The following is a 25028-nucleotide window of genomic DNA, read 5'->3' on the forward strand; positions in this document are numbered from 1 at the left end:
GCTAGCCTTTTAGCTTCGGGGTTGTTCATAAACTGTTGCTGAAACGTCACAATCGTCTGAAGCGCCGGCTGTGCAGCTAATTTGCAACACAGGATCGGCCAACCAGCCCAGGCCGTTGAATGCCCAATAGAAAAAGGCCGGGCGGTGCCCGGCCTTCTTCGCGGAAATGCGGGAGCGGCTTAGAACTTGATCTTTATGCCACCCGAGATCGCCGTGACCAGATCGTTGCCGAAGTCGTAACTGGCGTCGGTGCCGGCCTGATAACCGTTGTCTCCGGTCACTATGCCGGAATGCCCGCTGGTCAGCACACCGAATGCACCAGCCAACCGAACCTCGATATTCGGCCGCGGCGTGTAGGCGACGCCGCCCCCGAGCGTCCAAGTATCGGTCTGCGCGCCATAGCCGTGCGAAGTGCCGCGATCCCAGGTGAGCTGACCGGCGGCGCTCCACTGATCGTTGAACTTATGGCCTATGCCGCCCGACACCGTCCAACCGTCGCGATACATCAGGTCCAGCGAGGTGGCCTGAAGAGAGCCGGAAGCATCATTGCCCGTAAAACATGCGGCGGTGGGAGTCCCGACAATACAAATGGGAACGCTCTGCAGCACGCTCCAGTTCACCCATTTGATCGAACCGAAAGCAAGCCAGCCTGGCGCGATGCCGGACTGCAATTTCAACTCCACGGAGTCCGGCATGTACTGGGTGCTGCCGTAGATCGGCGCAGAGCCCGTGGGTAATGTCGGTGACGTCAGTGTGCCGGAGATGTTGTCGAGCTTGACCTGCGAATTATAGACCAAGCTGGCGCGGAGTGCGATCTCAGGGATTTCGTAGGCAACGCCAGCGCGCCAGCCCCAGCCGCTGGCCTCCAGGTCGACGCGGCCAATCGGTGACGGCCCAAATGGATTGAAACCCACTAAGCTTTCCTTGAAGCCTGAAATATCCTGGTAGAACGCGCCGCCGATAAAACGGAGCTGGCCCTTACCGACATCGAACTTGTATGAACAGGTACCGGCGTAGTTATTGCTCTTGATATCCGTTTCAACGTTGGAAAAAGCGCCATTCCACGACGCGCCAGGGGCGGTGTGAGCGCCCCACGGCTGTGAATAGTCGATCATACAGTCGACGCCCGGCACAACCTGAACCTTGCCCCCGATGCGCGGCACCCAATAACCCTCGGCGCCATCCGCCGTGGAACTGAGAAAATTGAATGTCCCATTCAGACCAGTCGCATTCTTGTACTTGCGATCCGGCATCACATAGGTAGCTTCCGCTTCCGTCGCGAACGGCGCCGGGTCGAACAGCAGGTCGATGTCGTAGCCGCCGCGCTCGAGCCCGCCGGCATGCGCCGGGTGCATCGCCGATCCGATCAAAGCCAACGAAAAGCACCCTGCCCCCAGCAGTGCTTTGAGCCGCAAAACGTTCATGGAAATCCCTCCCCGAAACACGAAGTGGGCAAGCTAGAACCAATTCAGGTTAACGGCGCAACAACGAATTCGTGAGCTGTACATGTACACTTTGACAGCTCGTATTTTCGCCATGGTCACCGACCGCCCATTGAGCCCTAAAAGCGGCCCACTCGGCATCGGAGCGAGAGAAAAAATTGCAAAAAAGGTCCGAAACAGCTCAAAAACGGGCCATTTGGAACGGAATAGGCCCCATTGTTACATTACGGCAACAATGGGGCCAAAACTTTCCGTTTACGTCAAAATTAACCCAACGGCAGGCCCGTATCCGAGCGTGGTGACGCTTCGTAAAGCGCCCTCCAGTGAAGCCGAATCTTGCCGGTCACCCGGCGTCTCGGACCCTGGTCAGGGCGACTGAAAGCCTCTCTTGAGCCTCGCGATATTCGGCGAGCTTTTCGCGCTCTGCCTCGACCACCTCCTGCGGCGCGTTGGCGACGAACTTCTCGTTGGAAAGCTTCTTGTGCAGGCGCGCGATCTCCTCGGTCACCTTGGCCAGTTCCTTCTGCAGCCGCGTTGCTTCGGCCTGAAGGTCGATCAGGCTGCCGAGCGGCAGACAGACGGTCGCTTCGTTGAGAACGATCTGGGCCGAGCCTTTCGGAGGCGCATCGACCAGCGCGATGTCGCCGACGCGCGCCAGCCGCTTGATGGCCTGGGCGTGGCGATCCAGCCTTTCCTGCGTGATGGCATTGGCGCCGATCACCACCAGCGGCGCGATCGCCGCCGGCGGCACGTTCATTTCCGAGCGCACCGAGCGAATGCCGGAGACGAGCTCGACCAGCCAGTTGATGTCGGCGGCAGCCTCGTCATCCTCGAAATCGGGCGCGGGCCAGGCGGCGTGGCAAAGCAGGGAGGTGCGTACCTTCCCCTCGCCCGCGGTCTGCGCCCACAGCTCCTCGGTCATGAACGGCATCATCGGGTGCAGCAGCTTGTAGATCTCGTCCAGCACGAAGGCGACACAGGCCCGGCTCTCCGCCTTGGCCGCCTCGTCCGTGCCCATGAACACCGGCTTGAGCAGTTCCAGATACCAGTCGCAGAACAAGTTCCAGACGAAGCGATAGGCGGCGCCCGCCGCCTCGTTGAAGCGGTAGGTGGTGATGCCCTCCGTGATCGCCCGCGCCGCCCGCGTCAGCTCGGTCAGGATCCAGCGGTTGACCGCGAGCGTGGCGTCGTGCAGCCAGAAATCGTCGTTCCTGGCGACCTCGTTCATTTCGGCGAAGCGCGTGGCGTTCCAGAGCTTGGTCCCGAAATTGCGGTATCCGGCGATACGCGCCGGGTCGAGCTTCACGTCGCGCCCCTGCGCTGCCATCACGGTCAAGGTGAAGCGCAGCGCGTCGGCGCCATACTCGTCGATCAGGTCGAGCGGGTCGATGACGTTGCCTTTCGACTTCGACATCTTCTGCCCGTTCTTGTCGCGCACCAGCGCATGAACATAGACCGTGTGGAACGGCTCCTCGTTCATGAAATGCAGGCCCATCATCATCATCCGGGCCACCCAGAAGAAGATGATGTCGAAGCCGGTCACCAGCACGTCGGTCTGGTAGTAGGTCTTCAGCTCCGGCGTCTGGTCAGGCCAGCCGAGCGTCGAGAACGGCCACAGCGCCGAGGAGAACCAGGTGTCGAGAACGTCCTCGTCGCGCGTCAGGATCTCGCCCGGCTTGAAATTCTCAAGCTTGTCCTCGACCCAGGCCTTCCACGGTCCTTCCAGTGCCAAATAATATTCGACCGCCGCAGCCAGCGCCTCCTCTTCGGTCTTCTCGACGAAGACGCGTCCGTCCGGCCCGTACCAGGCCGGAATCTGGTGCCCCCACCACAGCTGCCGCGAGATGCACCAGGGCTGGATGTTCTCCATCCAGTCGTAATAGGTCTTCTCCCAGTTCTTCGGCACGAAGTTCGTGCGGCCCTCGCGCACAGAGGCAATGGCCGGCTTGGCGAGCTCCGCCGCGTTGACGTACCACTGGTCGGTGAGGAACGGCTCGATCGGCACGCCGCCGCGATCGCCATGCGGCACGGTGTGGCGATGCGGCTCGACCTTTTCCAGGAAGCCGCCCGCTTCCATCAGCTCGACGATCTTCTTGCGCGCCACGAAGCGATCCAGCCCGTCGAGCTCATCCCAGACGGCCTGGCGCTGCGGCGTCACTTCAAGACCTGCAAGGAACTCCTCGTTATCCTTGAGCTTGATGTAGGCTTCGACGGTCAGGATGTTGATCGCCGGCAGCTTGTGGCGCTTGCCGACCTCAAAGTCGTTGAAGTCATGCGCCGGGGTGATCTTGACCGCGCCGGAACCCTTTTCCGGATCCGAATACTCATCCGCAACAACGGGTATCCTGCGGCCGACGATCGGCAGGATGACGTTCCTGCCGACCAGGTCGCGAAACCGCTCGTCGTCGGGGTGAACCGCCACCGCCGTGTCGCCCAGCATGGTTTCCGGGCGTGTCGTGGCGACGGTGATGAACGTCTTCGGATTCTCGGGATCGAACGCGAGGCCTTCGACCGGGTAGCGGAAATGCCAGAGATTGCCGTTGACCTCATGCTGTTCGACCTCGAGGTCGGAAATAGCCGTCAACAGCTTCGGATCCCAGTTCACAAGGCGCTTGTCCTTGTAGATCAGCCCCTGTTTGTAGAGGGTGACGAACACCTCCAGCACCGCCTTGGACAGACCCTCGTCCATGGTGAAGCGCTCTCGGCTCCAGTCGGCCGAGGCACCGAGCCGCCTCAGTTGATTGAAGATGGCGCCGCCGGATTCGGCTTTCCACTCCCAGACCTTTTCGATGAACTCCTCGCGCGACAGGTCGCGGCGATGGATCTGCCTCTCCATCAGCTGCCGCTCGACCACCATCTGCGTGGCGATGCCGGCATGATCCATGCCCGGCTGCCACAGCACATTCTTGCCACGCATGCGCTCGAACCGCACCAGGATATCCTGCAGCGTGTTGTTGAGCGCGTGCCCCATATGCAGCGAGCCCGTAACGTTCGGCGGCGGGATGACGATGGTGAAGGCTTCCGCCCCTTCCTCCGCGCCGGCGCCGGCGCGGAACGCATCGGCCTCTTCCCAGATTTTGGCGATCTTCGGCTCGACGGTCTTGGCGTCGTAGGTTTTATCAAGCATGGAGGAAGTCCGAACTGTCGGGAACAAGCGTCCGGTGTAAATCGGAAGCTCTTGGTCGAGTCAACCGCGAGAAGGATGAGCCCGCCTTGCCCAGATAGGCTTGCGGCGATCAGCGGCAAGCCCATTACTCATCGCAAGACAAATCGCGCGGCCGCATTTTCGCGGAAATAAAAAGCACCGCCCGACGGCGGCCCCTTTTACACTGAAAGCTCAGACGAAATCACTGCGCGCCGCGCGCCACGCGCTCGATTTCCTCGCGCACCAGCCGTTCGACCAGTGTCGGCAGGTTGTTGTCGAGCCAGTCCTGCAGCATCGGTCGCAGCATCTCCTCGGCCATCTCGTCGAAGCTCTTCTTGCTGCGGCTGGCGAAGGCATCGGAAAGCTCGCCGAAGGCCGCCGCGACCTGACGGCCCGCATGCTCGGACAGGATTGCCGGCCGGGCTGGCGGCAGGTCGGACGAGGATGGTGCCGGAACGTTGCCAGGCGCCGCGGTTTCGGCCGTTGGCGCCGCAAGATCCTCCTCGTCGATCTCGACTTCGGGCGCCACTTCCGGAGTTGCTACCTTCGCCTTGACGGAACTTCCGCCAACGGCGGCGATCTCCCGCCGCCAATCGGCGACGATGGTATCGGCACTTTGCGGCACGCTCGCCGCGCTCCCCGCAACCGCCGGGGTGTCCGGCTCCGCGGCTACCCTGGCCCCGACTTCCGCCAGGGTGGAGGGAGCAGGCGCGGTCTTCACCGGTTCAGGGCTCGTCTCGGCGATCGTCGGATCGGACGCCGCAAGCTGGGCCTGTATTTCCGCCAGACTCACCGGCTTGCTGGGAGCGGATCCGACGTTGAGCTCGGAACGGAAGGCATCAAGGTCGGCCGTCTGCGCCGCCGGCGTCGGCCGGAGGTCCTGGCGAACGTCACCGTTGTCCGCCGCCGGTTGCTTGCGGCCGGTATCGCTGTCCTCGATGATCCTTCGGATGGAAGCAAGTATCTCTTCCATGGAAGGTTCGCGCTGCGCGCTGCTCGCTGTCGCCATCGTCACATCCGCCGCCTTTGTGACTTGTTCAAGATTTCCATTCCGGCAAGACCGGAATTCGAATCAATGCGAACAGCGTAACCGACCGATCGTCATCCGAGAATCCCCAATCTGAGGAGACGTTGGATTTCAACAGATTAGCTCGCTACGCCGCCGGCAGCCGACCGTCTGGTTTCCAATGCAAAAGCGCCGCGGATCCATTGGACACGCGGCGCTTTTGGAAATGCCAAAGGTTCAGCGGCCGTCCGGCGTGCGCAGCCCGATCCACTTGTCCTTGACGGCGTTGTAGTGCTCTTCCGGGTTGTATTTCGTGACCGCCAGGCCGAGTTGGCCGGCGGACAGGCGGCCGATCGCCGACAGGATGGCGTAGCTCGCCACGACGACATCGCGCTCGGAGCTCGCCTGGTTGATCTTGGCGGTGATGACGGCGTTCTGCGCGTTGAGCACGTCGAGCGTGGTGCGCTGGCCGACATTGCGTTCCTCGATGACGCCGTTGAGCGCCAGTTGCGCGGCGGCGATCACCTGCCTGTTGGCATCCACGCTTTCGCGCGCGGCGGTGTATTGCGTCCACGCCGAAGCCACGGCCTGGCGCACCTGGTCGCGGCTGACGTCGACCTCGATGCGGGCCTGGCTGAGCGATTCCTTCGACTGGCGGACCAGCGCAGAGGTGCGCCCGCCCGAATAGATCGGCACGGTAAGCGTTGCACCGATATTGGCCGAATTGGTCGTTCCTTCGGAACCCGCCGATGCAAAAACGCCGGGCGAGGTGTTGCGATACTGGCTCGAAATCCCGGCGCTGGCGGAAAGCTGCGGCAATAGCGCCCCTTCGGCCGACTTAACCGAAAAGGCCGCGGCGTCGACGAGATGCTCGGTGGCAAGGATGGCCGGATGCTCCGCGGCGGCGATGGCGAAGGCCGAATCGAGGCTTCCCGGCAGCAGCTTTCCAACCGGCGCGGCCGCCTTGAGCTTGCCCGGCTCGTCGCCGATGATCTGGTGGTAGGTCGCAGCGCTTGCCAGCGCCGTCGCGCGAGCGCTGGCGAGTTGCGCCACCGCGGTCGCCCGCGAGGCATCGGCCTGTGCGACGTCGGTGCGGGTGCCCTCTCCGACCTCGAAGCGCGACCGCGCGGCGCGCGCCTGCTCGGTCAGGAATTGCAGGTTCTGTGCGGTCAGGACCGCGATCTGGCGATCGCGGATCACATCCATGTAGGCGCTTGCCGCGTTGAACAGGATGTTCTCTTCGGTGTTGCGGAGACTTTCTTGCGAGGCCCTGACCTGCGCTTCGGCGGCGGCGACATTGTTCTTGGTTTGAAAGCCGTCGAACAGCGTCTGGTCGATCTCAACCCCGAAATTGCCCGTAGTGATATTTAAGGTTTGACCAAGGTTGTTGTTGCGGCTGCTCGTGTAGTCGATGCTAGCCGATCCCCTGATCGTCGGGCGGTAGCCGGACTTGGCGATGGCCACGCCCTCGTCGGTGACACGGGTGCCCGCGCGGGCGGAATTCAGCTGGGAATTGTATTGATAGGCTTTGGCGAGCGCGCCGGTGATGGTTTCGGCGGATGCTGCCAGCGGCGAAAGCGCGGTCGCCGAAACAAGTATGGCTGATAGAAAAGTCTTGTGTAGGGGCGGCACGTATTATCCCTCATTCGTTTGCATGGGAACCACGCCGCGCACCTTTTCCTTCCGGATCAGCTAGCGCCGCGTGTTTATCGTCCCCCGCTGACAGCCCCCGAAAATGCACGTGAAGCAAATCAGCAACGATTGTTCAAGCGCAAGCGATCATGTCAGCGCCTTCGCTGCAAGGCAAAACCGCTCAAAATTCGAACGCATGAGCACGTTCGAACCCCGGTAGTGGCTTAATTGCCGCATTAAATGCGCGTCTGCCGGATACAACCCCCCCGGCCTTGACAAAAAGACGCGCAACGCCGGAGTTGCCCTGCCCCTCGACCACAACCAGCCGTCCGTCCTCGGCGAGCTGGCCGAGCAATGCCGCGGGCACCTCCTCGACGCTGCCGCCGATGAAGATGACGTCATAGGGCGCCGCGGCGGCATGACCCTGCGGTAACGGCCCGATCACTACGGTGGTGTTCTGGCAATCCAGTGCGGAAAGGGTCGACTTCGCGGCTTCGGCAAGCGCCGGGTCGCTTTCGAGCGCAACCACCGATTTTGCGATTCGGGAAAGCAGCGCGGCCGAATAGCCGGTGCCGCAGCCGACATCGAGCACCGAATCGGTGTCGCTGATTTCGGCCAATTGCAAAAGCTTGGCGAGCGGTGACGGTTCCATCAGATAGCGGGCACCGCCGCCACTGACGCCATCGGTGATACGGATGTCCTCGTCGATATAGGCAAGGTCCCGCTGCCCGGCGCCGACAAAAGCCTCGCGCGGCACGGAAAGCATCGCTTCGATCAGCGGCGCGCTGGTCACATCGGTGGTGCGGATCTGGCCATCGACCATCTTCACGCGGCGTTCGGAGAAATCAGCGTTCATGTCCCAACCAACCCGCTTCCCGCGCCCAATTCGCTGCCCGCGCCCGATCCGATTTCCAGGCAAATGACGCGGGCCAATTCGACCGGAACCTAGCGCCCCGGCGCGATAGCGCCGGAGCCCGGGCATTGGAGGCCTCGCCCGGAATCGAACCGGGGTGCAAGGATTTGCAGTCCTCTGCGTAACCACTCCGCCACGAGGCCTTCCATGCTCCCGGCGTTCCGGGGCAACTCAATATGTTGGCGGTGAAAGGTCGTCAAGCACCGGCAAGTCATTCCCGATGCTTTCCCATTCCTCATCGAAGGCAGTGGTTGCCGATTGCTTGCGGCCGATCCCGATGGTGTCGGCGGCACCTGCCGGACGTTCTCCCTGCAAAGCTCTCAATCCGGCCGGCGGCGGCGTTCCCACCAGACCACGAAGCGGCGCCTGTGACGACGCACCAGTGCGAATTCGTAGGACAGGACCAGCAGGCCGATCGGAACCATCCAGAAACCGAGAATCGGCAGAAAGCCCAGAATCCCGCCGATTGTGAGCAGCACGCCGATCGCGATCCGCAATCCCCGCGAGCGCGGCATGGAGAAGTCGCGGCCGAAGACCGTGATCTTGCGCGCCGGTGGGTTATCGTCGTCAGTTGCCGTCATTCAAAGCCAGATCCCATCTGCGCGGCCGATGTCATAAATACCAAAGGACGACCAGCCGCATTGTTCCATGCCGGTGTCAAGCCGCTCATATGTGGGCACGCCGAAGCGATGCCACAAATCGCCGCACGAAAAACTGCAGAAAAATTGCGAATTGCTGCTTTGCAAAGCCGAAAGGTGTTTGCTATAGGCTGCGCCACTCACGTCAGAGCCTCCGTTCCCCGGTAGCTCAGTGGTAGAGCAACCGGCTGTTAACCGGTTGGTCGCTGGTTCGAATCCGGCCCGGGGAGCCAATCGCCATTGAATTTCACTGAATAAACTTCCGATTCTACAAGCGCGCGGCGCTGGATCCGGCAGCATGCGGCAACGGTCAAGCCCGGCCGGGTCAGTCTGAGATAATTTCGTAGTGAAGGATTTGGGCGTCGCCGAGGGACGATCTCCGTCCAGGCGAGATGACGCCGGAGCCGAAGAGAAGAATATCTTCGCGGCGCACGAATACCTCATGGTCGGGTCCCATCGACACAAAGGTGCCCGACGAGCTTCGCTCGATAAGCACGGCCTTGCCATTCGAAATGGTGAAGGTCGCGTGGTGCCTTGAGACCCAGGGCCGCTGGATGACGATGTTGCATTCCGGGGATCGGCCGATCGTCACCAACTCGTTGTTTCGGCAGGATCGCAACTGATCTCCATAGCGGATGACCAGATTGATCTGCCGCGGCGGGGCGGAGCGTCTCTCGATAACCGTGCCCCGGCTGACGATTTGCGTACTGAGGGCCCGATCCTCGCTCCCCAGGGTATAGACATCGAAGAGTTCTTGCTTTCCCTTGAAAGCCATTTTGTCGAGGAGCCGCAGGGCACTGCGGCTATCCGCGCAAAGGGCTTCGAAGAAGCTCTGGCTGATCAGCACCTCCCCGGGGTTGGCCGTGGTGGATAACCTTGCGGTGACATTGATAACGTCTCCGAATACCGCGCCCCGCGCGCGAATGACCGCCCCGAAATGCAATCCGATCCGGGCGTGCAACGGCCCTTTCGTCAGTTCGCTGCTGATTTGGAAGACGGCCCTCAGCGCCGCCTCCGAACTGTCGAACAGGCTGAGCACGTCATCGCCCTTCGAGTAAATGAAGTCACCGCCGTGCCGGGCGACGATCTCGCGTATCGCGTCGAGGCAATCCGAGATCTGCTGCAGAGCTGCATCGTCGCCGATGCGCTCATAGAGCGGCGTGCTGCCCACGACATCAGCTAGGAGGACTGCGGCCAGAAGTCTTTCCTGATCCATCGGCTCGTATCCGACCAAGAACGCGACGTATATAGCATAACTCGCCCTGCTTGCCCGCCTGGGAGCCGGTACTGTGGCGTGAGCATCTTGCACGGACAGGCCTTGTTGCCGCCTCGGCAACTGCACAAGAGACTTTCCACGGCTATGATTGCACGGATGACTGCTCGGGCCACGAGGCCGGCTATGATTGAGCGGCAAGGGGCGCTATCGCCGATGAGCGAGATTGCGATGGTGATAGCCAATCGTTCGACGAAGGCTGCCAAGCGTGCGTTGAGGAGCAGGCAGATGATGCGGTCCGGAACAGCATCCCGAAAGCGAGGACGAGGATAATAGGCGCGCGGCATACAGGCCGGTTCAGGGCAATGCTGGGTGGCGCGCGCGTGAGACGAACGGGTGGAGTGTATCATTTTAATACAATCCTCAATTTGTAGACTCCTGCCATGCATCGGCAGCTAGTGTTCTCCCGTCCAGGCTAGTGGAGGGAAGACCGCGGACCGGGAGGAAAAAGATGTCCATCCAAAAGGAAGACTATCGAACGAACCGAGCCGACTATGCCCTTGCCGCGAAAGGCCAATCGGCCGTCGATGTGGGCCGCAACGAGATTCTGGAAAGAAGAAAGAAGACTGTCTGGCTAAGAGATCCGCGAATCGCCAGATTGGCCGCAAATCCGTGCGAAAGCCTTCCAGGACCAAAACCCAGACCGCGCGGGAATTAGCGACGTTGCTTCACTTATGGATGCGTGCCCCATCATAGCGGCAGGAGCGTATAGCCGGTGCCGTATTTCGTTTCCTAGGCCCGCCGGCTAGGCCCAGCCCTGTTGGCCTGCCCGCTTTGGGAAGACGAAATCACGGATCCGTTCCTTGCTGCTCCAAGTCCTCCGAGTTTTGTAAGTTGTCATGCTGTTTCGCTGCGCGATCGAGATCGCCAACGGTATAGCCGGTGGATTGGATGCGGTAGAGTCACGAACGTTCTGGTCTAGATCTCGGGCTTTGCATCAAAGGAGAGATGGTTCCAGGCCGAGACCTGTGGCCCGCGCCGGCGATCGCGCCTGCAGCGAACCGAGTCTGAGATAGATGGCAGGCACGACGAAGAGGTTCAGAAGCGTTGACGTGATCAGCCCGCCCAGAATGATGATGGCCATCGGATGTTCGATTTCCTGCCCGGGAATGTTGCCGGTGACAACCAGGGGGACGAGCGCAAGACCGGTCGCCAGCGTCGTCATGAGAATGGGCGAAAGGCGTTCACGCGCGCCGCGCAGGACAAGTTCCGGTCCGAAGGGCTCGCCCTCCTCGCGCTCCAGATGCAGGAAATGGTGGATCAGAAGCACCCCGTTGCGGGCCGCGATGCCCAACACCGTCAGGAACCCCACGAGGCCGCCTAGCGAGATGATGCCGTCGCCCAGATACGCGGCGATGACCCCGCCGACCATAGCGGCCGGCAGTGACAGGAAAACCAGGGCAGCGAGCCTCCAGCTTCTCAAGGAGGCCTGCAGCAGCATGAAGATTACGACCGCGGCGACGACAGAGGCATAGACGAGCCTGCTTTGCGCAGCCCTGCGTTCCGCCGCCTCGCCCAGCAGCTGGGCATGATAGCCGAGCGGAAACTCGAACTTGGCCAGGCGCTCCTCAACCTCATGGACGACCGAGCCCAGGTCGCGGTCGCGCACGTTGGCATGCACGTCATGGCGGCGCGAGGCGTTCTCACGTTTTATGGTGCTGGCCACCGGGGCAATCTTGACTTCGGCAACGTCGCCGAGGCGGACCTGACCGCCGTCGGGGGTATCCAGGAGAACGTTCTGTACGTCGTCAAGGCCGCGCCGCGATTTGGGCGTCGACCATACCATGACGTCATACACCTTTCCGATGCGATGAACGTCGCTCACCTCGTGACCGGCGAAGATCACGGCAGCAGCGCGACGAACATCGCCGGGCTTGAGACCCCTGGAAGCCGCCTTGGCGATATCCACGGTGACCTGAATTTGCGGTACCGTCTTCTGCGGCTCCTCGTGTAGGTCAATCAGGCCCTCGATGCCGGTCAGGGCGTCGCGGACCCTCACCGCCTGCTCGCGCAACATCGCCGCGTCAGGCCCGAAAATCCGAACCACTATCGACTCGCCCGACCCGGTGAGCACTTCCTTCACGCGCTCGCGAAGGTAGGTCTGGACGTCGCGATAGATACCGGGATAGCCGCCGACCGTGTCCTGAACCGCTTTCAGGGTCTCGTCATAATCGACCTTCGGATCGACGCTGATCCAGTTCTCCGTGAAGTCGATGCCCACCACCTCGTCGGCCACCAGCGCCCGGCCGATGTGAGCGCCGAAGTTGCGCACCCCGGGAATGGATCTCAGTTCTTTGCTGGCAGCCACCGTCATCCGGTACATCTCTGCATGCGATGTCCCGGGCGGCGTCAGCCAGTGCATGAGGAAGTCACGTTCCTTGAAGGAGGGCAGGAGCGAGGTTCCGAGCAGCGGCCAAACGCCCAATCCCGCGACCACGACGAACGCGGTGATCCCAAAGATCGTGCGAGGAGCCGCGATGATCCGCGACAGCATGGCGGCATAGCCTCGCTGCAACCGCCCGACAAGCGGCGAGACGCGCTCGATCGGCGATCCTTGAAGCAGGATAAGGCAGAGTGCCGGCGTCACCGTCAGCGCCACGGCCATCGAAGCGAGGAGCGCGATGGAATAGGACGTCGCCAGCGGTACGAAGAAAGTGCCCGACAGACCACCCATGAAGAACACAGGGACGACCGAGATGACGATGATGAGGGTCGCGGCGACGATCGGGCTGCGGATCTCGAGCGATGCTTCCAGGATGACTGATGCCACCGATTTGCCAGCGCCGCTGCGGCGATTCTCGCGCAATCGCCGCGTGATGTTTTCAACGTCGATGATAGCGTCGTCCACCACCGATCCCACCGCCACGACGAAGCCGGCCAGCACCATCGTGTTGATGGTCGTTCCGAGCCAGTAGAGAACAAGTCCCGCCGCGACCAGGGAGAGCGGAATCGCCAGCAGGCTGATGAGCGCCACCCGCCACTCGAAAAGGAAGGCGCCGAGAACGCAGACCACCAGGACCGATCCCACCAGCAAGGCCATTGTCAGATTATGGATCGAGAGCTCGATGAACGTCGCCGGGCGGAAGATCTGCAGGTCGACGTCGATGCCCTTGAGGCCGTCCCTCATTTCGGCGAAGGCGGCCTCGACGCCGCGCGTGACCTCCAGCGTATTCGCCCACGGGAACTTCTCGACGATCAGCATCATGCCGGGACCGTCATTGATCACAGCGTCGCCGATCGGCAGCGGTTCCCCCCAGGTGACGTCGGCAAAGTCCGCCAGTACCAGTCGCTCGCCGGCTTTTGACTCGACCGGAATTCTCTTGACGTCCTCCAGCTTCACGCTGGACGCTATGTCGGCGCCGACATACAACCGCTGGTTGTCGGTGTCGATGAAGCCTACGGTCTGGCTCTTGGCTGAGCTCGACATCGGCAGCAGGCCGAAGTCCAGCGCATCGGCCGAAGCCTCCATGACCTCGTTCAGCGTCACGCCGTGTTTCAACATGCGTGCGGGATCGACCTGGATCTGCAGCTGTTTGAGCTTTTCGCCCCACATCGCCACGTTGGCGACGCCGGGCACGCGCAGCAGGCGGAAGCGGATCTTCCAATAGGCGGTCATCGACAGGTCGAGCTGAGTGAGCTCCTTCGACGAAAGGCCGATCTTCATGGTCCTGCTGGTCGACGACAAGGGCTGCAGCATGACGGGCGGGCTCGAGCCGAACGGCAGTCTTGCCGACGCAAGCTGCACGCGCTCCTGGACGAGCTGCCGGGCGTGCATGATGTCGGTTCCCCGCTTGAAGATCATGACAATGGAGGACAGCGACATCACGCTCTTCGAGCGGATGACGTCGAGTTCCGGTGTGCCGCGCAGTGCATCCTCGAGGGGAATGGTGATCAGCTCCTCGACCTCGGCGGTCGACATGCCGATACCCTCGGTCTGAATCTCCACCAGCGGCGGGGAGAATTCGGGGAAGACGTCCACGGGCATCTTGCGGAACACGTCCAGACCCAGCAGCACCATCAGCGCTGCCGCGGCCAGTACCAGATACCGGTATTTCAGATTCGTGCCGATGATCCAGCGGAACATGGCCCTGTCCTTTGTTCGGATGATTGGAGGCCGGCTAACTCAGGCGTTCGCAAGCGACGGAATGTCTTTCACGCCCGCTCAGTGGCCGCCAAACTTCAATTCAACCCCCATCAGCTCGACCGCGCCGACCGACACGACCGGCGTACCGCGCGCTGGTCCGTCCGACAGCACTGCTATGTCGCCAAGGACGCGCTCGACAGCCACTTTTTGGCGGACGAAGACGAGCGGCTCCGGATTGGAGTAGAGCCAGCTGTCCCCGTGCTCGTCATAGACAACCGACGAGTAGGGCACGATCTTCGCCATGCTGCCGCTCTCCGGCGCCTTCATCGCCACGAACGCATGATCGCCTGGCTTGACGCCGCTGCTTGCCTCGAGGAATTCAAAGAACCGCCCGTCGTCCCGGTCCTTCACCGCCACCGGCCGCGCCGTGTAATATTTACCGGAGCGGCCTTGGCCGGTCAGCAGCACGACCACTAGACCGTCCTTATCCTCGTCCGCCGGGTTGGCGACGCCGAAAATCTCGGCAAACTCGTCGTGGTCGCCGGTCTCGTCCTCGTCATCCTCGTCGTCGACAACCGCGATCAACATCTGGCTCGCCGCGTCCACAGGCACCTTGATCAGGGATTGCCGTGCTTGGCCGCTTTCACCGGCCGGCGCGATGGAAGCCGTCTCCGTAATTGCATTCACCGACGGTTCACCGCTCGCAATCTCGACCTGGGCGTTCATCATCATCCACCGCTTGGCCGTCTCCTCCCGCAGCGCTTCGGTCTGGATGCTCAGTCGTTTGGCAGCCTGTTCGGTCAGAACCACGCGTGGAAATGGGGAACCTGCGACCTCTACCAGCTTGGCAGGCGCGCCTGCGGGCGACTCCGCGGCCGCGAGGGGTCCCGTGGCAACCACGACGAAAGCCACACCGGCGACGAGGGATGACTTAAGAAAAAGCCTATTGCGAAGCATGTGCAACTCCTCCAAGGCGTCGTGAAACCGGGCCGGAATGGAGCATCATGGCCGGTAGGACGAACAGATTGATCAGGACTGAAATGACTGCGCCTGCGATCACGACCCATCCCATTGGATGCAAAATCTCCAGACCGGCGGCGCTGCCCATGACCACTGCGGGAACGAAGGCGAGGCAGGTGACCAGCGTGCTCGTCAGCATGGGCGCGAAGCGCTCGCGCGCGGCCGCCGCGACACGGTCCGGCCAGGATTCGTCACCCTCCCCGGTCTGATCGACGCGGCTGGCCAGAACCAGACCGTTGCGGAGTGCAAGCCCGAGGACGGCGAGAAGTCCGGCAAGCGCCCCAACCGAAACGGTGCCCGTTACCGCCACGAGGATCGCCGCGACGCCACCCGACACTGCCACCAGCGAAAGGAACATGCCGATCGCCAGTCGCCAGCTTTGCAGCGCCGCCTGCAGCAGGAAAAAGATCAGGATTGCCGCCGACGCTGCGAAGAGCGTCACCTGCAGCATGGCTGCACGGCTCTCGGCATACTCGCCCCGAACGTAGGCATGGTATTCGAAGGGGAGCTGCACCTTCTTGAGCTCTGCCGCCACATCTTCCGCCACTGCCGTGACGCTGCGGCCTGCGACGCTGGCGTGAACGTCCATGCTGCGCGTGACGCCGTCACGCTCGATGGTGCTCAACTGCGGCACCATCCGCACCTCGGCGATATCGCCAAGGCGTGTATGCGGGCGATCAGGCGTTTCGATCAGAAGATTCTCGACGTCGGCGATGCTGCTTCGTGCGTTGGGAGCCCCCCAAACGACCACTTCGAAGACCTTTTGCTGCTCGAACAGATTGCCAACCTCGAGCCCGGCGAAGACCGTCGCTGCCGCGCGCCGGATGTCTCCCGGTTTCAGTCCACGTGCGGCAGCCTCCGCAACGTCGACCTTGACCTCGATTTCGGGCGAGAAAGCGTTCTTGTCGATGCGTACGGAGTTGATGCCGTCAACGGCGGCGATTCTCGCCGCGACGAGCTTTGCCTGCTCTTCAAGCACGGCCGTCTCGGCCCCTTCGATGCGGACCACCACTGGTTCGCCGGCGTCGGCGAAGATCCGCCCGGCCGTACTGGCCAGATAGCCTTCAACCTTCACCTCGAGGTCCGCGAAGCCTTCCATCGTGTCGCGAATTTGCGACAGTGCGGCGGCTCGGTTCCCCCGCTCGTCGAGTCCAATCCAGAGCTGCCCGGATTCGATGCCGGTGACCTGGTCGCCCGTGATGGCCCTGCCGAGATGGCCAGCGACAGAGCTGACTCCATCGATTGCGCGGACTTCGGATTCCAGTCGCGCCATCGTGCGGATCATGGCGGGCAAGGATGCACCCGGCGCGGCCTTGAACGAAACGCGGACGGTGCCTTCGTCAAAGGACGGCGACGGCGACCACTTCAGGGCGGGCGTCGCCGCGAGTAGCGCCAACGCTCCGAGACCCACGATCGCATAGGCAGGACCGGTCGTCGCCGAGAACCTCCCCAGCAGCCGCCCATAGGCCGCACCGAACAGCCGCGCCACCACAGGTTCGGACCTGTTTCCTGCTGCGCTGCCCGAACGAAAAAAAACCATCGCGAGGGCGGGCGCCGCCAAGAGCACGACGACCATGGCAGCGGCCACCGTGACGCCATAGGCCTGAGCCAGCGGCCGGAAGAATGCCGCGGTTTCGCCGTCGAGTCCGAGTATCGGAGCGACCGCCAGCAGACCGATCACCGCTGCATAGATCATTGGCTTGCCGATTTCGCCGATCGCATCGAATAGAGGCGCGGCGAGCGGACGGCCGCCACCGGCGCGAAGGCGTCGCCCGAGGGCCTCGGCAGCCACTACCGCAGTGTCGACCACGAGGGAAAGCGCGGCCGCGAGGCCGGCCAGGTGGATCAGGTTGAAGATCGGGCTGCTGAAATAGAGAGCGACAAGTGCCGCGACATACGACAGGACGATCGCGACGACGGCGACGCTCGCCGTGCCGACCGGCGTCAAGGACAGGAAGAGGGCTACGGACACGACCACCATGGCGGCGATCACCATCCGGACCAGATTGGCCAAGGCGCTGTCGACATAGTCGGAGGCGCGGTAGAGGGAGGCGTCGATGTCGATGCCCGGCATGCCTTGGCTCAACTCCGCGAGCGCAGCTTCGACCCCCGCTACGACCGCTTTGGTGTCGACGTTGGGAAGCTTCTCGACGACGAGGATGAGGCCAGGCTGTCCGTTGATCATCGCATCGCCGATCAGCGGCGGATGGCCTTCGACGACCTCGGCCACGTCTCCTAGCCTGAGCGCGGAAGACGGGACAGCAACCTTCGTCAGGTCGCTGGCCTTGCTGATCGGTTGCACATGCTGGATGCCGAGCCTCTGGTTCGGCGTGTCGATCCAGCCTCCGCTTCCGAGTACTGACGCTTCCAGATAACTGAGCGGCGAGACCCAGAGCGAATCCCCGGCGCTCTCTACGGCTTCATCGAGCGAGACGCCTGCCGATTCGAGGCGCTGAGGTTCGATTTGCACCTGAAGCTGGCGAGCGCGCTGGCCCCAGATCGCGACGTTGGCGACGCCCGGCACGCTGAGCAGCTTCGGCGTCATCGTCCACCGGGCCAGCACCGACATGTCGATCAGCGACACGGTCTTGGACGATAGTCCGACGATCATGGCGCGGCCTGCCGCCGACTTCGGCTGCAGCATGGTGGGCGGCTTCGAGACATTGGGCAGGGCCCAAGCCATCGTAAGACGCTCCTGCACCATTTGTCGGGCTTTCATTGGATCCATGCCGGGCTCGAAGGTGAGCAACACCGAAGCCATCCCCGGCACCGACTTGGAATGAATTGATTTGAGGAAGGGCGTCGCGGTCAGAATCTCTTCGAGATTGATGGTCACCAGGCTTTCTACTTCGCCTGTCGACAAGCCGAGCGCCTCGGTCTGCACCTCCACGACCGGCGCCCCGAACTCGGGAAGAGCATCGGTTTTGGCTTTGGGAAGAAGAACGGCACCCGCCGCTACCAGAAGTATCGCGGCGGCTATGACCAGATGCCGAAATTCGAGACTCAGCTTGACGAGCGTTTGCAGCACGGCAATCCCCCACGATTCCGCGGGCGCACGAAAGCGCGCCTGCGACAGATCAGAGACAGTCCCGAAGCGTATCATGCGGGAGGGCGCCGCATAATTAATCAATATTGCAAGGCGCTTTTACCGTATATCCGGCGGCCTCTAACTTTCGGAGTAGAGAAATAGTTCATACAAATTTATTATGATCGCGACTCACGCGTGAGTGCTCGCGTCGGTTGCATGGGAGTGCGCCTCCAGCAAAAGGCTGGGCGTGCCGTGGCGCAGTTTGCTTCGGTCCGGGAGTGCCATGCGAACGAGGAAGGCGAAGCGGGACCGCCAATTTGCTGCGCCGGCGGTCCTCGGCGAGCGTACCGGGCGCGGAATGGCGAAGAAGTGTTGTAGAGATGCGACACGTTTGCGTTTGTATGGGACAAGTCGCGTTTGTAAGGGACAAAATGACGAAATCGCAGTTGCCGCAGTGGAATCATCGGCTATCATCGACGCGTGGTGCATCTCATGGGGGCTCGCCGGTCATTCGCCTTTTTATCTTAGCGCTTAGTGGCATAGGGCTGCTGTACTCTTCGGCTTCGGCACTGGCGGAGGAGCACGAGCGGGCTCTGGCCGAAGAGACGATACCGGCTCTGGCCGAAGAATGCGCTGCGCCCTGCGCGGGGTACGAGGCTACCGCGGAGCTGCAGAACGACTGGATATTTGGGGCACATCCGTCTTTCCTGAGATCCAATGTGCTGTTTCCGAAGTTCGAGCTCGATCTTTTTTACGCGCCGACGGATTATCTTCGGTTCGTGAGTGCCATCATTACCGAGCCCGTGGTCGACCCGGAACCCGGGGAGAATGCGGCCTTTCAAGGGATCGGCACCTATGTCGGTGAGCTCTACGCCCTCGCGAAGGTCGATCCCCTGACCGTGAGGGTCGGAAAGTTCGACACGGTGTTCAGCCTGGCCAGCGAAGCCCTGCCGGGGATACACGCCCCGGATCTGGCGTCTGTTTTTGACGCTGACGAACGTCTGGGTGGCGAAGCTGTTGTTGGCTTCGAGGGCTTTGGGCTGAACAATGCCTTGGCCGCGACGGTATTCACGACCGACCGGACGTTCCTCAGCGAGTCGCTCTTTACCAACCGTGGACGGACCACGCTGGCGGATGGCGGTGCCGGCAACACCACCGGTTTATCCTCATTCTCGGTTACCCTTGATGGCTGCAAAGGGGCGGAAAAGGGCGATTGTTACAAGGACGGTGAATTCGGCTATCGCCTTGGCATCCGATACCAGAAGCCCGGGCTATCCGCCGACACAGGGGAGGAGGAGGAAGAAGAAGAGGAACCGCTGCCGGGGACCGGCAATGAATTGGCCTACCTTGCTGCCGCCACTGGAAGCTTCGACCTTAACGGGAACACACTGAGGCTTCTCGGCGAATCGGCCTACCTCAAGCATTTCGACGGCGGTCCGGACGACGCTCTGCTTCTCACCGGCTCTGTCGCGCTGGAAGTGCAACCTATGACCTACATAGCCACCTACACGCAGCAGCGGAACTTTGTCGCCGACGGTCCGGACACCCGCGAGCAATTGGCGGATTTCGAAGTGATTTATGCGTCCGGGGAAGAAGACGCGCCGTCCGGCGCGGCGAAATGGAACCTCGGCGCCGGCTACACATTCGCGGAGAATGCTGAGGACGAGAGAACGCACACCTTCAGTGTGCGCGCGACGCTCCAATTCGGTGGACACGTGAAGTTAGGCAAGTAGGCTCGATCGTCCGGATGTCCGACGCTTGTTGACAGCTGCCTTCTGCTGAACTCGAATGAGGTCCGCAAGCCCGTCTGCATGCGCCGAACTTGTTCCTTCCCTCAGGCTGATTGAAGCTATTTCAGCGGCCCTTCAGCACAAAAGTTGCGTCCATCAGCCCTTCACTTCCTTTCCATCCGGATCGAAGACGGGCTGCACGTTCTTGCCCTTGAAGCTTATCTGGAACTCGTAACTCACCTTGCCGTCGCGCATCAGCTTCTCCGCAAGCTTGATCTTTCCACCTGCGAATTTCGTATCAACGGCCGCACGCACCGATTGAGGCACCGCTTCCATCGGAATTGATTCCTCGACGACGATGATCTTACCGTCTTGATGGTAGAGCACATCGCGCGTCATTGCGCCCTCGACGCTTGCTATCTCGAAAACCAGTTCTCCGTTCTCGACCTCGCGGGCGCATGCCTTGACCTTAGCGACGGGAAAATCCTTGTGGAACCTGTCCCGCACCACCAACGGCACCTTCTTGCAGGCGATCGGCTGTTCCGCGGCCGACGCGCCGGTCGCCCCGGCAAGCACGAGGACGAACGCGCCGGGCGCCAGGCAGTAACGAACAGGTTTCATGAGGGACCTCCTTCATATGATCTCATCGGCTTTCGGAGCACCAACACTGGCCTCGACCAGACAAGCACGCAGTGCCGCTTTGCCGCCTCTGCCGCGGCGCCGAGTTCGCGTACTCCTCGCTTATGGCTCTGCTGGCGGTGTGCGGTTTGTACGTATTTGCGCGAGCTTCGCCTGCAGCACTGCGACCCATCAAGTTGACAAGTGTTGCGCAACCGACCCGCCGCGCCAGCGGAGCGTAGGCTGGCTAAGGGAGCCAGTGCGACCGTTGCCCGACGTTGGAAACCCAAGATAGGACAAAGCGCGCCGGCGGACCGATAGCCCAAAACGGCTTTGCCGGCCTAACCGAAAGCCGTAGCGGCTCATGCGAAGTTCCGGACGCCCCCAGCGGGAGGTGGCGCCGTTCCGGGGACCGTCGTCGCTCCCGTCGCGATCATGCCTTTTTGCAGCCGCAGCTCCAGCGCCTGCTCGGCGACGACTTCCTTCAAGCGCTACAATGAGCCGAAATCCCGCTGTCGGTTAAGCCCACTCTGGCGTTGATGTCGGACATCACGGACGAGGCCCCTTCGCAAAAAGGGGTAATCCCTTCGCAAGCGAGTCAGCTCAACTGCCGAATCGTAGAGCCTAACGACTGCAGCGATAAATAGGCGCGTCAACCTGAAAGCGTGCTGGCAGGCACGAGGGAGCCTGCACTGAATGTCTCGCGGAAGTGTCGCCGTAGCGCCCGGCTCATCTGCTCACGTCTTCGCGCCCGAAGACCCTAACAAGTCCTATGGGTCACGAAAGGCGTTTTGCCTGCAGCGCCGTTTGGGTCGAGCAAGCCAAGAACCCGGCCGGCGCGCAGGGGGAACGATCGACACAGAAGCGACCTCCATCCGCATCCTGACGACCATTCTGCAGCCTATCACGGGACATTTTGTCAATGGAGACGCGGGCTGGCTGCGCGTCGAGCTTCTTGATCCGACGAAAACACCTCCAAGCCGCCAGCTCAACAACGAAATCCCGAACGTCCTGATCCGCGCCGAGATGCCGATCCTCGCCTTCGAACCCGAGAGCGGGCGGCTCCAGGACGTCTTCCTTCAGCTTACCGAGGAGACGATCCAATGATCGATACCCCTCCTGTTCAACCGCACGGCCAGCAAAGCCTGGCAAGCGCAAGCGAGCCGCATATCGGGGGGTGCCGTCAAAATGCGGAGCCCAGAAACGCGGCCCCTTCATTCCCGGGGGCCTCGATGAGAGTTCAGTCAGTCAATCAAAGGATGCGGATAAACGCCGCTCGGGCAGCGGGGCTGGTTGCTGCAACCGTTATCCTGTTTTCGCACCCCGGATTGGGTGGGGGCGTACATGAACTGATCCAGATGGCGGGTCTCGGCCTGGTCCTCACCTGCTTCGTGGGCAGGATGTGGAGCATTCTCTATATCGGTTCAAAGAAGAATCTGGAGTTGATTACCTCCGGCCCCTACTCGTTGACCAGAAACCCGCTCTATCTCTTTTCTACGCTTGGAGCAGCTGGAATCGGATTGATCCATGGATCGATCGCCGTCGCTCTGGCGCTGGGATTTTTCAGCTATTGGATCTTGGTCATCACGGCAGCCAAGGAGGCCGAACACCTGAAGACGATCTTCGGCTCGCAATACGATTCCTATGCGCGCTGTACGCCGCTGTTCTGGCCGAAACTGTCCCAATATACGGACTCTGCCGAAGTTGTCTTCTCCCCGAAAGCGCTCAAGCGCAACTTCCAGGATGGACTGTACTTCCCCGCAGCCTATCCCGCCATCGAAGCAATCGAACAATTGCGAGCAGGCAGTTACCTCCCGATCCTCATGACGATCTACTGAGATCCGCCAAGTGCCAGATCCTCTCTCGGCAGCAGGACCAAATGGCCTGCCGATTTCGGCATCGTCAGCAGTTCGTCGAGCTTGATGAGGTAGCCGCGGGAGTCTTGGCGCTCGTGCCGGGCACCGCGATGGCCATTTTGCATGGCCGAACTGTCGCCCAGATGGTTGACCACCGAGGTCTGTGACCTAGCTTAAACTTTACGATGGAGCGTCCAGACTCCGAAATGGTGGCATGGCGTGCACCGTGGGAGAACTCCCCGGGACGTTGAAGATGGAGAGGCGCGAGCTGGCTTTCGACCGGCGCCCAGCCATGCATCGACAACATTCCCCCAGTACTGGGGCCGAAGCGGTGACAGCTTCGAAGGCAGGCAGCAAAGTTAGCCAGGGCGAGGAGCCACACACCACTTCACGAGCTTAAAGTTACATCGGAAACCGCGCAGGTACGGCGATGTCAGATCTTGCCGGGTTTTACGCAGACGACACAGGTCTCGCTCTCCTGGGCGGGATGACAATATTTGTATTGGTAGGCTTCTTCCTTGTGGTCCGGCGTATCCTCATCGCAGCGAGACGGCGTCACCAGTATGGCTACCTGAGCGAAAGCACGCCTATTCCCCTCGATGAGGCTTCTTGGGCCTGGGATCGCCCACGCAATCTTGCAGCCAAGGCGGCTTCTTCCCGGGCCGCCGTGGCCCCGGCCCCGGATGTTCAGGGTCTAAACTCCGGTAAGTCCGGGGTGCGAAAGGATTATCTCAACACGACGCCCGAAGCGGGCGAGAACTCGCGCGAGGACCTGCCCGATGCTTTCGCTCTGGCGACAAGCTTCGCCATGGCCTTACCTCCCCGTGTTCGCAGGCCGACGAGCCCCTTGTTACGCTTGAGCGTCGCCGCAATTTGTCTGGCCGTGCCGCTTGGCTATGCGTTGACGAGACAAAAGCCGGTCGAAAGCGCCCCCGCTGTTTCGCGGGCCGATAGCTACTCCCTTCCCGATCTTTCACACCGCTTGGAGATTCCTGCCAGCACGGCATCAACCGACGCACCCACGAACGGCGAATTGCCCAAACCGGATCTCACCGCTGCCGAAGCACAGGTCGAGGCAGCTCGTGCTCAGGCAGCAGCTGCAACGGAATTGGCTGGCCAGGAGCACCGAGCGATGGAGGAGGAGCGCGCCAGGAGTGCCTCTCTGGAGAGTGCGCTCGCTGAGACGCGCAAGCAGATCGAGGTGCTGAAGACAAGCATGGCAGCCGCCGACGACGCCAGCGAGGAGCGTTTGCGCAACGAACTTGTGGCAGCCCGCACGCTCGAGGCATTACGGTGGATTGCGCAAGATGTCCGCGCGCGGATCAGCGAAACCATCGACCATGTCTTTATACAGATGCCCGCTGCTCGCCTCGAACGGGAGCGAACCGAACAGATGGCGCGCGACCTAGCGCAAGCGCGAGCGCAAATTGAACAGCTGGAAGCCAAAGCCGCCGGGGATCGCGCCAAAGCCGAGGCTTCGCTGGCACAAGCGAGCGGGATGCTTGACGAGGAGCGCCGGAAGTCGGAGGACCTTCGTGGCGACATCGCTGAAATGGAGCAGTCCGAGGCCGCGATCGCGGACACGGCTGAGCGGGAACGGACCGGTGCCGCCGCGACGCGAGCGAGGGTTGAGCAGACTGCTGCCGAGACGGCGCAGGCATTGGCGCGGGAACAGGCTTCAGCAGTCGCGAACCGTGCGGACCTCGACAAAGCCCGGCTCGAGCGCGACGCGGCCGAACAGGAGCGAGCCAAGGCCGTCTTAGCAAAAGAGCGTGCCGAGCGGACTGCCGCCGAGACGGCGCAGGCTCTGGAACGCGAACGCGCTTCAGCAATATCGGCCCAAGAGGACGTCACCAGAGCCCGCCTCGAGCGCGACGCGGCTGAGCAGGAGCGAGCGAAGGCTGTCTCGGCGAAAGTGCATGCCGAGCAGGCTGCCACTGAAACAGCGCAGGCGCTGGAGCGCGAACGCGCTTCGGCAGTCGCGGCCCGTGAGGACCTCGACAAAGCCCGGCTGGAGCGCGACGCGGCGTTGCAGGAGCGAGACAGGGCTGTCGCGGCGAGAGAACGTGCGGAGCAGACTGCTAGCGAGACGGCGCAGGCGCTGGAGCGCGAACGCGCTTCGGCAGTCGCGACCCGGGAGGACCTTGACAAGGCCCGGTTGGAGCGCGACGCGGCGTTACAGGAGCGCACCAAGGCGGTCGCAGCGAAAGAGCGCGCGGAGCAGAGTGCTGCCGAGACGGCGCAGGCTCTGCAACGAGAACGCGCTTCAGCAGTGTCGGTCGGAGAGAACCTCAACAAAGCCCGCCTCGAGCGTGACACAGCCCGCCAACTTTTGGGACAGGCCGCCATGAGGCTGAAGGAGGCTCTGGACAAGCAACGTGAAGCGACGGTTTCTTTCGCCCGCGAGCTGGCCGCCGCGCGTGCCGATAATGATAAGCTTCGGGCTCAGCGCCGCGACGATCAGATAGAGCCGCCGCTGAAGCCGCGCACTGGCCGCGCATCGGCCGGCGCAGGCCAGACGAAAGCTGTCAGCCAAAAGAAGACTACGTCCAGCAAGGTTCGCAAACCGTCGCGCGAAATCCGTGTGCGTGCCATCACGCTTCCGTTTTCCCTCCGGCCAAGCCATTCGACGTTGGACTGAGC

17 protein-coding genes and 2 tRNA genes are annotated in these 25028 nt (G+C 62.0%); 4 read left to right on the forward strand and 15 right to left on the reverse strand.

What is annotated here, in order from left to right:
* Positions 1–179: 179 nt before the first annotated feature.
* The 8 genes from P9254_RS03225 to P9254_RS03260 all read right to left on the reverse strand — a co-directional run bounded on the left by P9254_RS03225 (position 180) and on the right by P9254_RS03260 (position 8920).
* Positions 180–1424, reverse strand: coding sequence for an OmpP1/FadL family transporter (locus tag P9254_RS03225; protein ID WP_095825617.1), 1245 nt, complete (start codon positions 1422–1424; stop codon positions 180–182).
* 361 nt (positions 1425–1785) lie between these two features.
* A complete protein-coding gene (locus P9254_RS03230; protein ID WP_278053762.1) occupies positions 1786–4569 on the reverse strand; it encodes a valine--tRNA ligase in 2784 nt (927 codons plus the stop codon).
* Between the two features lie 220 nt (positions 4570–4789).
* The gene (locus tag P9254_RS03235) at positions 4790–5596 is read right to left on the reverse strand and encodes a PopZ family protein (RefSeq protein WP_127404197.1); all 807 of its coding nucleotides are present in this window, start codon (positions 5594–5596) and stop codon (positions 4790–4792) included.
* A 234-nt stretch (positions 5597–5830) separates the two neighbouring features.
* Positions 5831–7225, reverse strand: a complete 1395-nt coding sequence (locus P9254_RS03240) for a TolC family outer membrane protein (RefSeq protein ID WP_067329516.1) — start codon at positions 7223–7225, stop codon at positions 5831–5833.
* 181 nt (positions 7226–7406) lie between these two features.
* Positions 7407–8081, reverse strand: a complete 675-nt coding sequence (locus tag P9254_RS03245; RefSeq protein ID WP_278053761.1) for a protein-L-isoaspartate O-methyltransferase family protein — start codon at positions 8079–8081, stop codon at positions 7407–7409.
* Between the two features lie 126 nt (positions 8082–8207).
* Positions 8208–8281 (reverse strand) — tRNA-Cys (locus tag P9254_RS03250).
* A 177-nt stretch (positions 8282–8458) separates the two neighbouring features.
* Positions 8459–8719 carry a hypothetical protein gene (locus tag P9254_RS03255; protein ID WP_066999931.1) on the reverse strand — a complete coding sequence of 87 codons (261 nt, stop codon included), beginning with the start codon at positions 8717–8719 and terminating at the stop codon, positions 8459–8461.
* Positions 8720–8920 carry a hypothetical protein gene (locus tag P9254_RS03260; RefSeq protein ID WP_095780750.1) on the reverse strand — a complete coding sequence of 67 codons (201 nt, stop codon included), beginning with the start codon at positions 8918–8920 and terminating at the stop codon, positions 8720–8722. It lies immediately after the preceding gene.
* A 14-nt stretch (positions 8921–8934) separates the two neighbouring features.
* Here P9254_RS03260 and P9254_RS03265 point away from each other — a divergent pair.
* Positions 8935–9009: transfer RNA gene (locus P9254_RS03265), tRNA-Asn, on the forward strand.
* 92 nt (positions 9010–9101) lie between these two features.
* Here P9254_RS03265 and P9254_RS03270 read toward each other — a convergent pair.
* From P9254_RS03270 to P9254_RS03285, 4 genes are all read right to left on the reverse strand, one after another.
* Positions 9102–9992, reverse strand: a complete 891-nt coding sequence (locus P9254_RS03270) for an adenylate/guanylate cyclase domain-containing protein (RefSeq protein ID WP_127214974.1) — start codon at positions 9990–9992, stop codon at positions 9102–9104.
* Between the two features lie 994 nt (positions 9993–10986).
* Entirely contained in the window at positions 10987–14133 is a 3147-nt protein-coding gene (locus tag P9254_RS03275) for an efflux RND transporter permease subunit (RefSeq protein ID WP_278053758.1), read from the reverse strand.
* 78 nt (positions 14134–14211) lie between these two features.
* Positions 14212–15090, reverse strand: a complete 879-nt coding sequence (locus tag P9254_RS03280) for a hypothetical protein (RefSeq protein WP_127245666.1) — start codon at positions 15088–15090, stop codon at positions 14212–14214.
* Positions 15077–18256, reverse strand: coding sequence for an efflux RND transporter permease subunit (locus P9254_RS03285; RefSeq protein ID WP_278052971.1), 3180 nt, complete (start codon positions 18254–18256; stop codon positions 15077–15079). The genes P9254_RS03280 and P9254_RS03285 overlap by 14 nt, the downstream gene beginning before the upstream one ends.
* Positions 18257–18612: 356 nt before the next feature.
* On the opposite strand from P9254_RS03285, the gene P9254_RS03290 reads away from it, so the two are divergent.
* On the forward strand, positions 18613–19914 hold the full coding sequence (locus tag P9254_RS03290; RefSeq protein ID WP_278053757.1) for a hypothetical protein: 1302 nt from the start codon (positions 18613–18615) through the stop codon (positions 19912–19914).
* Positions 19915–20067: 153 nt separating this feature from the next.
* Here P9254_RS03290 and P9254_RS03295 read toward each other — a convergent pair whose 3' ends face one another.
* Positions 20068–20532, reverse strand: a complete 465-nt coding sequence (locus P9254_RS03295; RefSeq protein ID WP_067329496.1) for a hypothetical protein — start codon at positions 20530–20532, stop codon at positions 20068–20070.
* Positions 20533–21306: 774 nt separating this feature from the next.
* Positions 21307–21633, reverse strand: coding sequence for a hypothetical protein (locus tag P9254_RS03300; RefSeq protein WP_127245668.1), 327 nt, complete (start codon positions 21631–21633; stop codon positions 21307–21309).
* Between P9254_RS03300 and P9254_RS03305 the strand changes: the two genes are divergently transcribed.
* Positions 21633–22367: a methyltransferase family protein gene (locus P9254_RS03305; protein WP_245475174.1), complete on the forward strand. Its 735-nt coding sequence runs from the start codon at positions 21633–21635 to the stop codon at positions 22365–22367. The genes P9254_RS03300 and P9254_RS03305 overlap by 1 nt on opposite strands.
* On the opposite strand, the gene P9254_RS03310 is transcribed toward P9254_RS03305, so the two are convergent.
* On the reverse strand, positions 22361–22540 hold the full coding sequence (locus tag P9254_RS03310; RefSeq protein WP_127240287.1) for a hypothetical protein: 180 nt from the start codon (positions 22538–22540) through the stop codon (positions 22361–22363). The genes P9254_RS03305 and P9254_RS03310 overlap by 7 nt on opposite strands.
* 275 nt (positions 22541–22815) lie before the next feature.
* On the opposite strand from P9254_RS03310, the gene P9254_RS03315 reads away from it, so the two are divergent.
* Positions 22816–25026, forward strand: a complete 2211-nt coding sequence (locus P9254_RS03315; RefSeq protein WP_278103870.1) for a hypothetical protein — start codon at positions 22816–22818, stop codon at positions 25024–25026.
* Positions 25027–25028: the final 2 nt, after the last annotated feature.

The organism is Mesorhizobium sp. WSM4983, assembly GCF_029625765.1.
GTDB lineage: Bacteria > Pseudomonadota > Alphaproteobacteria > Rhizobiales > Rhizobiaceae > Mesorhizobium.

Coding starts and splice junctions, on each gene's coding strand:
- P9254_RS03225 (WP_095825617.1), bottom strand. CDS start 1,424: ATGAACGTTTTGCGGCTCAAAGCACTGCTGGGGGCAGGGTGCTTTTCG.
- P9254_RS03230 (WP_278053762.1), bottom strand. CDS start 4,569: ATGCTTGATAAAACCTACGACGCCAAGACCGTCGAGCCGAAGATCGCC.
- P9254_RS03235 (WP_127404197.1), bottom strand. CDS start 5,596: ATGGCGACAGCGAGCAGCGCGCAGCGCGAACCTTCCATGGAAGAGATA.
- P9254_RS03245 (WP_278053761.1), bottom strand. CDS start 8,081: ATGAACGCTGATTTCTCCGAACGCCGCGTGAAGATGGTCGATGGCCAG.
- P9254_RS03255 (WP_066999931.1), bottom strand. CDS start 8,719: ATGACGGCAACTGACGACGATAACCCACCGGCGCGCAAGATCACGGTC.
- P9254_RS03270 (WP_127214974.1), bottom strand. CDS start 9,992: ATGGATCAGGAAAGACTTCTGGCCGCAGTCCTCCTAGCTGATGTCGTG.
- P9254_RS03275 (WP_278053758.1), bottom strand. CDS start 14,133: ATGTTCCGCTGGATCATCGGCACGAATCTGAAATACCGGTATCTGGTA.
- P9254_RS03280 (WP_127245666.1), bottom strand. CDS start 15,090: ATGCTTCGCAATAGGCTTTTTCTTAAGTCATCCCTCGTCGCCGGTGTG.
- P9254_RS03285 (WP_278052971.1), bottom strand. CDS start 18,256: ATGATACGCTTCGGGACTGTCTCTGATCTGTCGCAGGCGCGCTTTCGT.
- P9254_RS03290 (WP_278053757.1), top strand. CDS start 18,613: ATGACGAAATCGCAGTTGCCGCAGTGGAATCATCGGCTATCATCGACG.
- P9254_RS03295 (WP_067329496.1), bottom strand. CDS start 20,532: ATGAAACCTGTTCGTTACTGCCTGGCGCCCGGCGCGTTCGTCCTCGTG.
- P9254_RS03305 (WP_245475174.1), top strand. CDS start 21,633: ATGATCGATACCCCTCCTGTTCAACCGCACGGCCAGCAAAGCCTGGCA.
- P9254_RS03315 (WP_278103870.1), top strand. CDS start 22,816: ATGTCAGATCTTGCCGGGTTTTACGCAGACGACACAGGTCTCGCTCTC.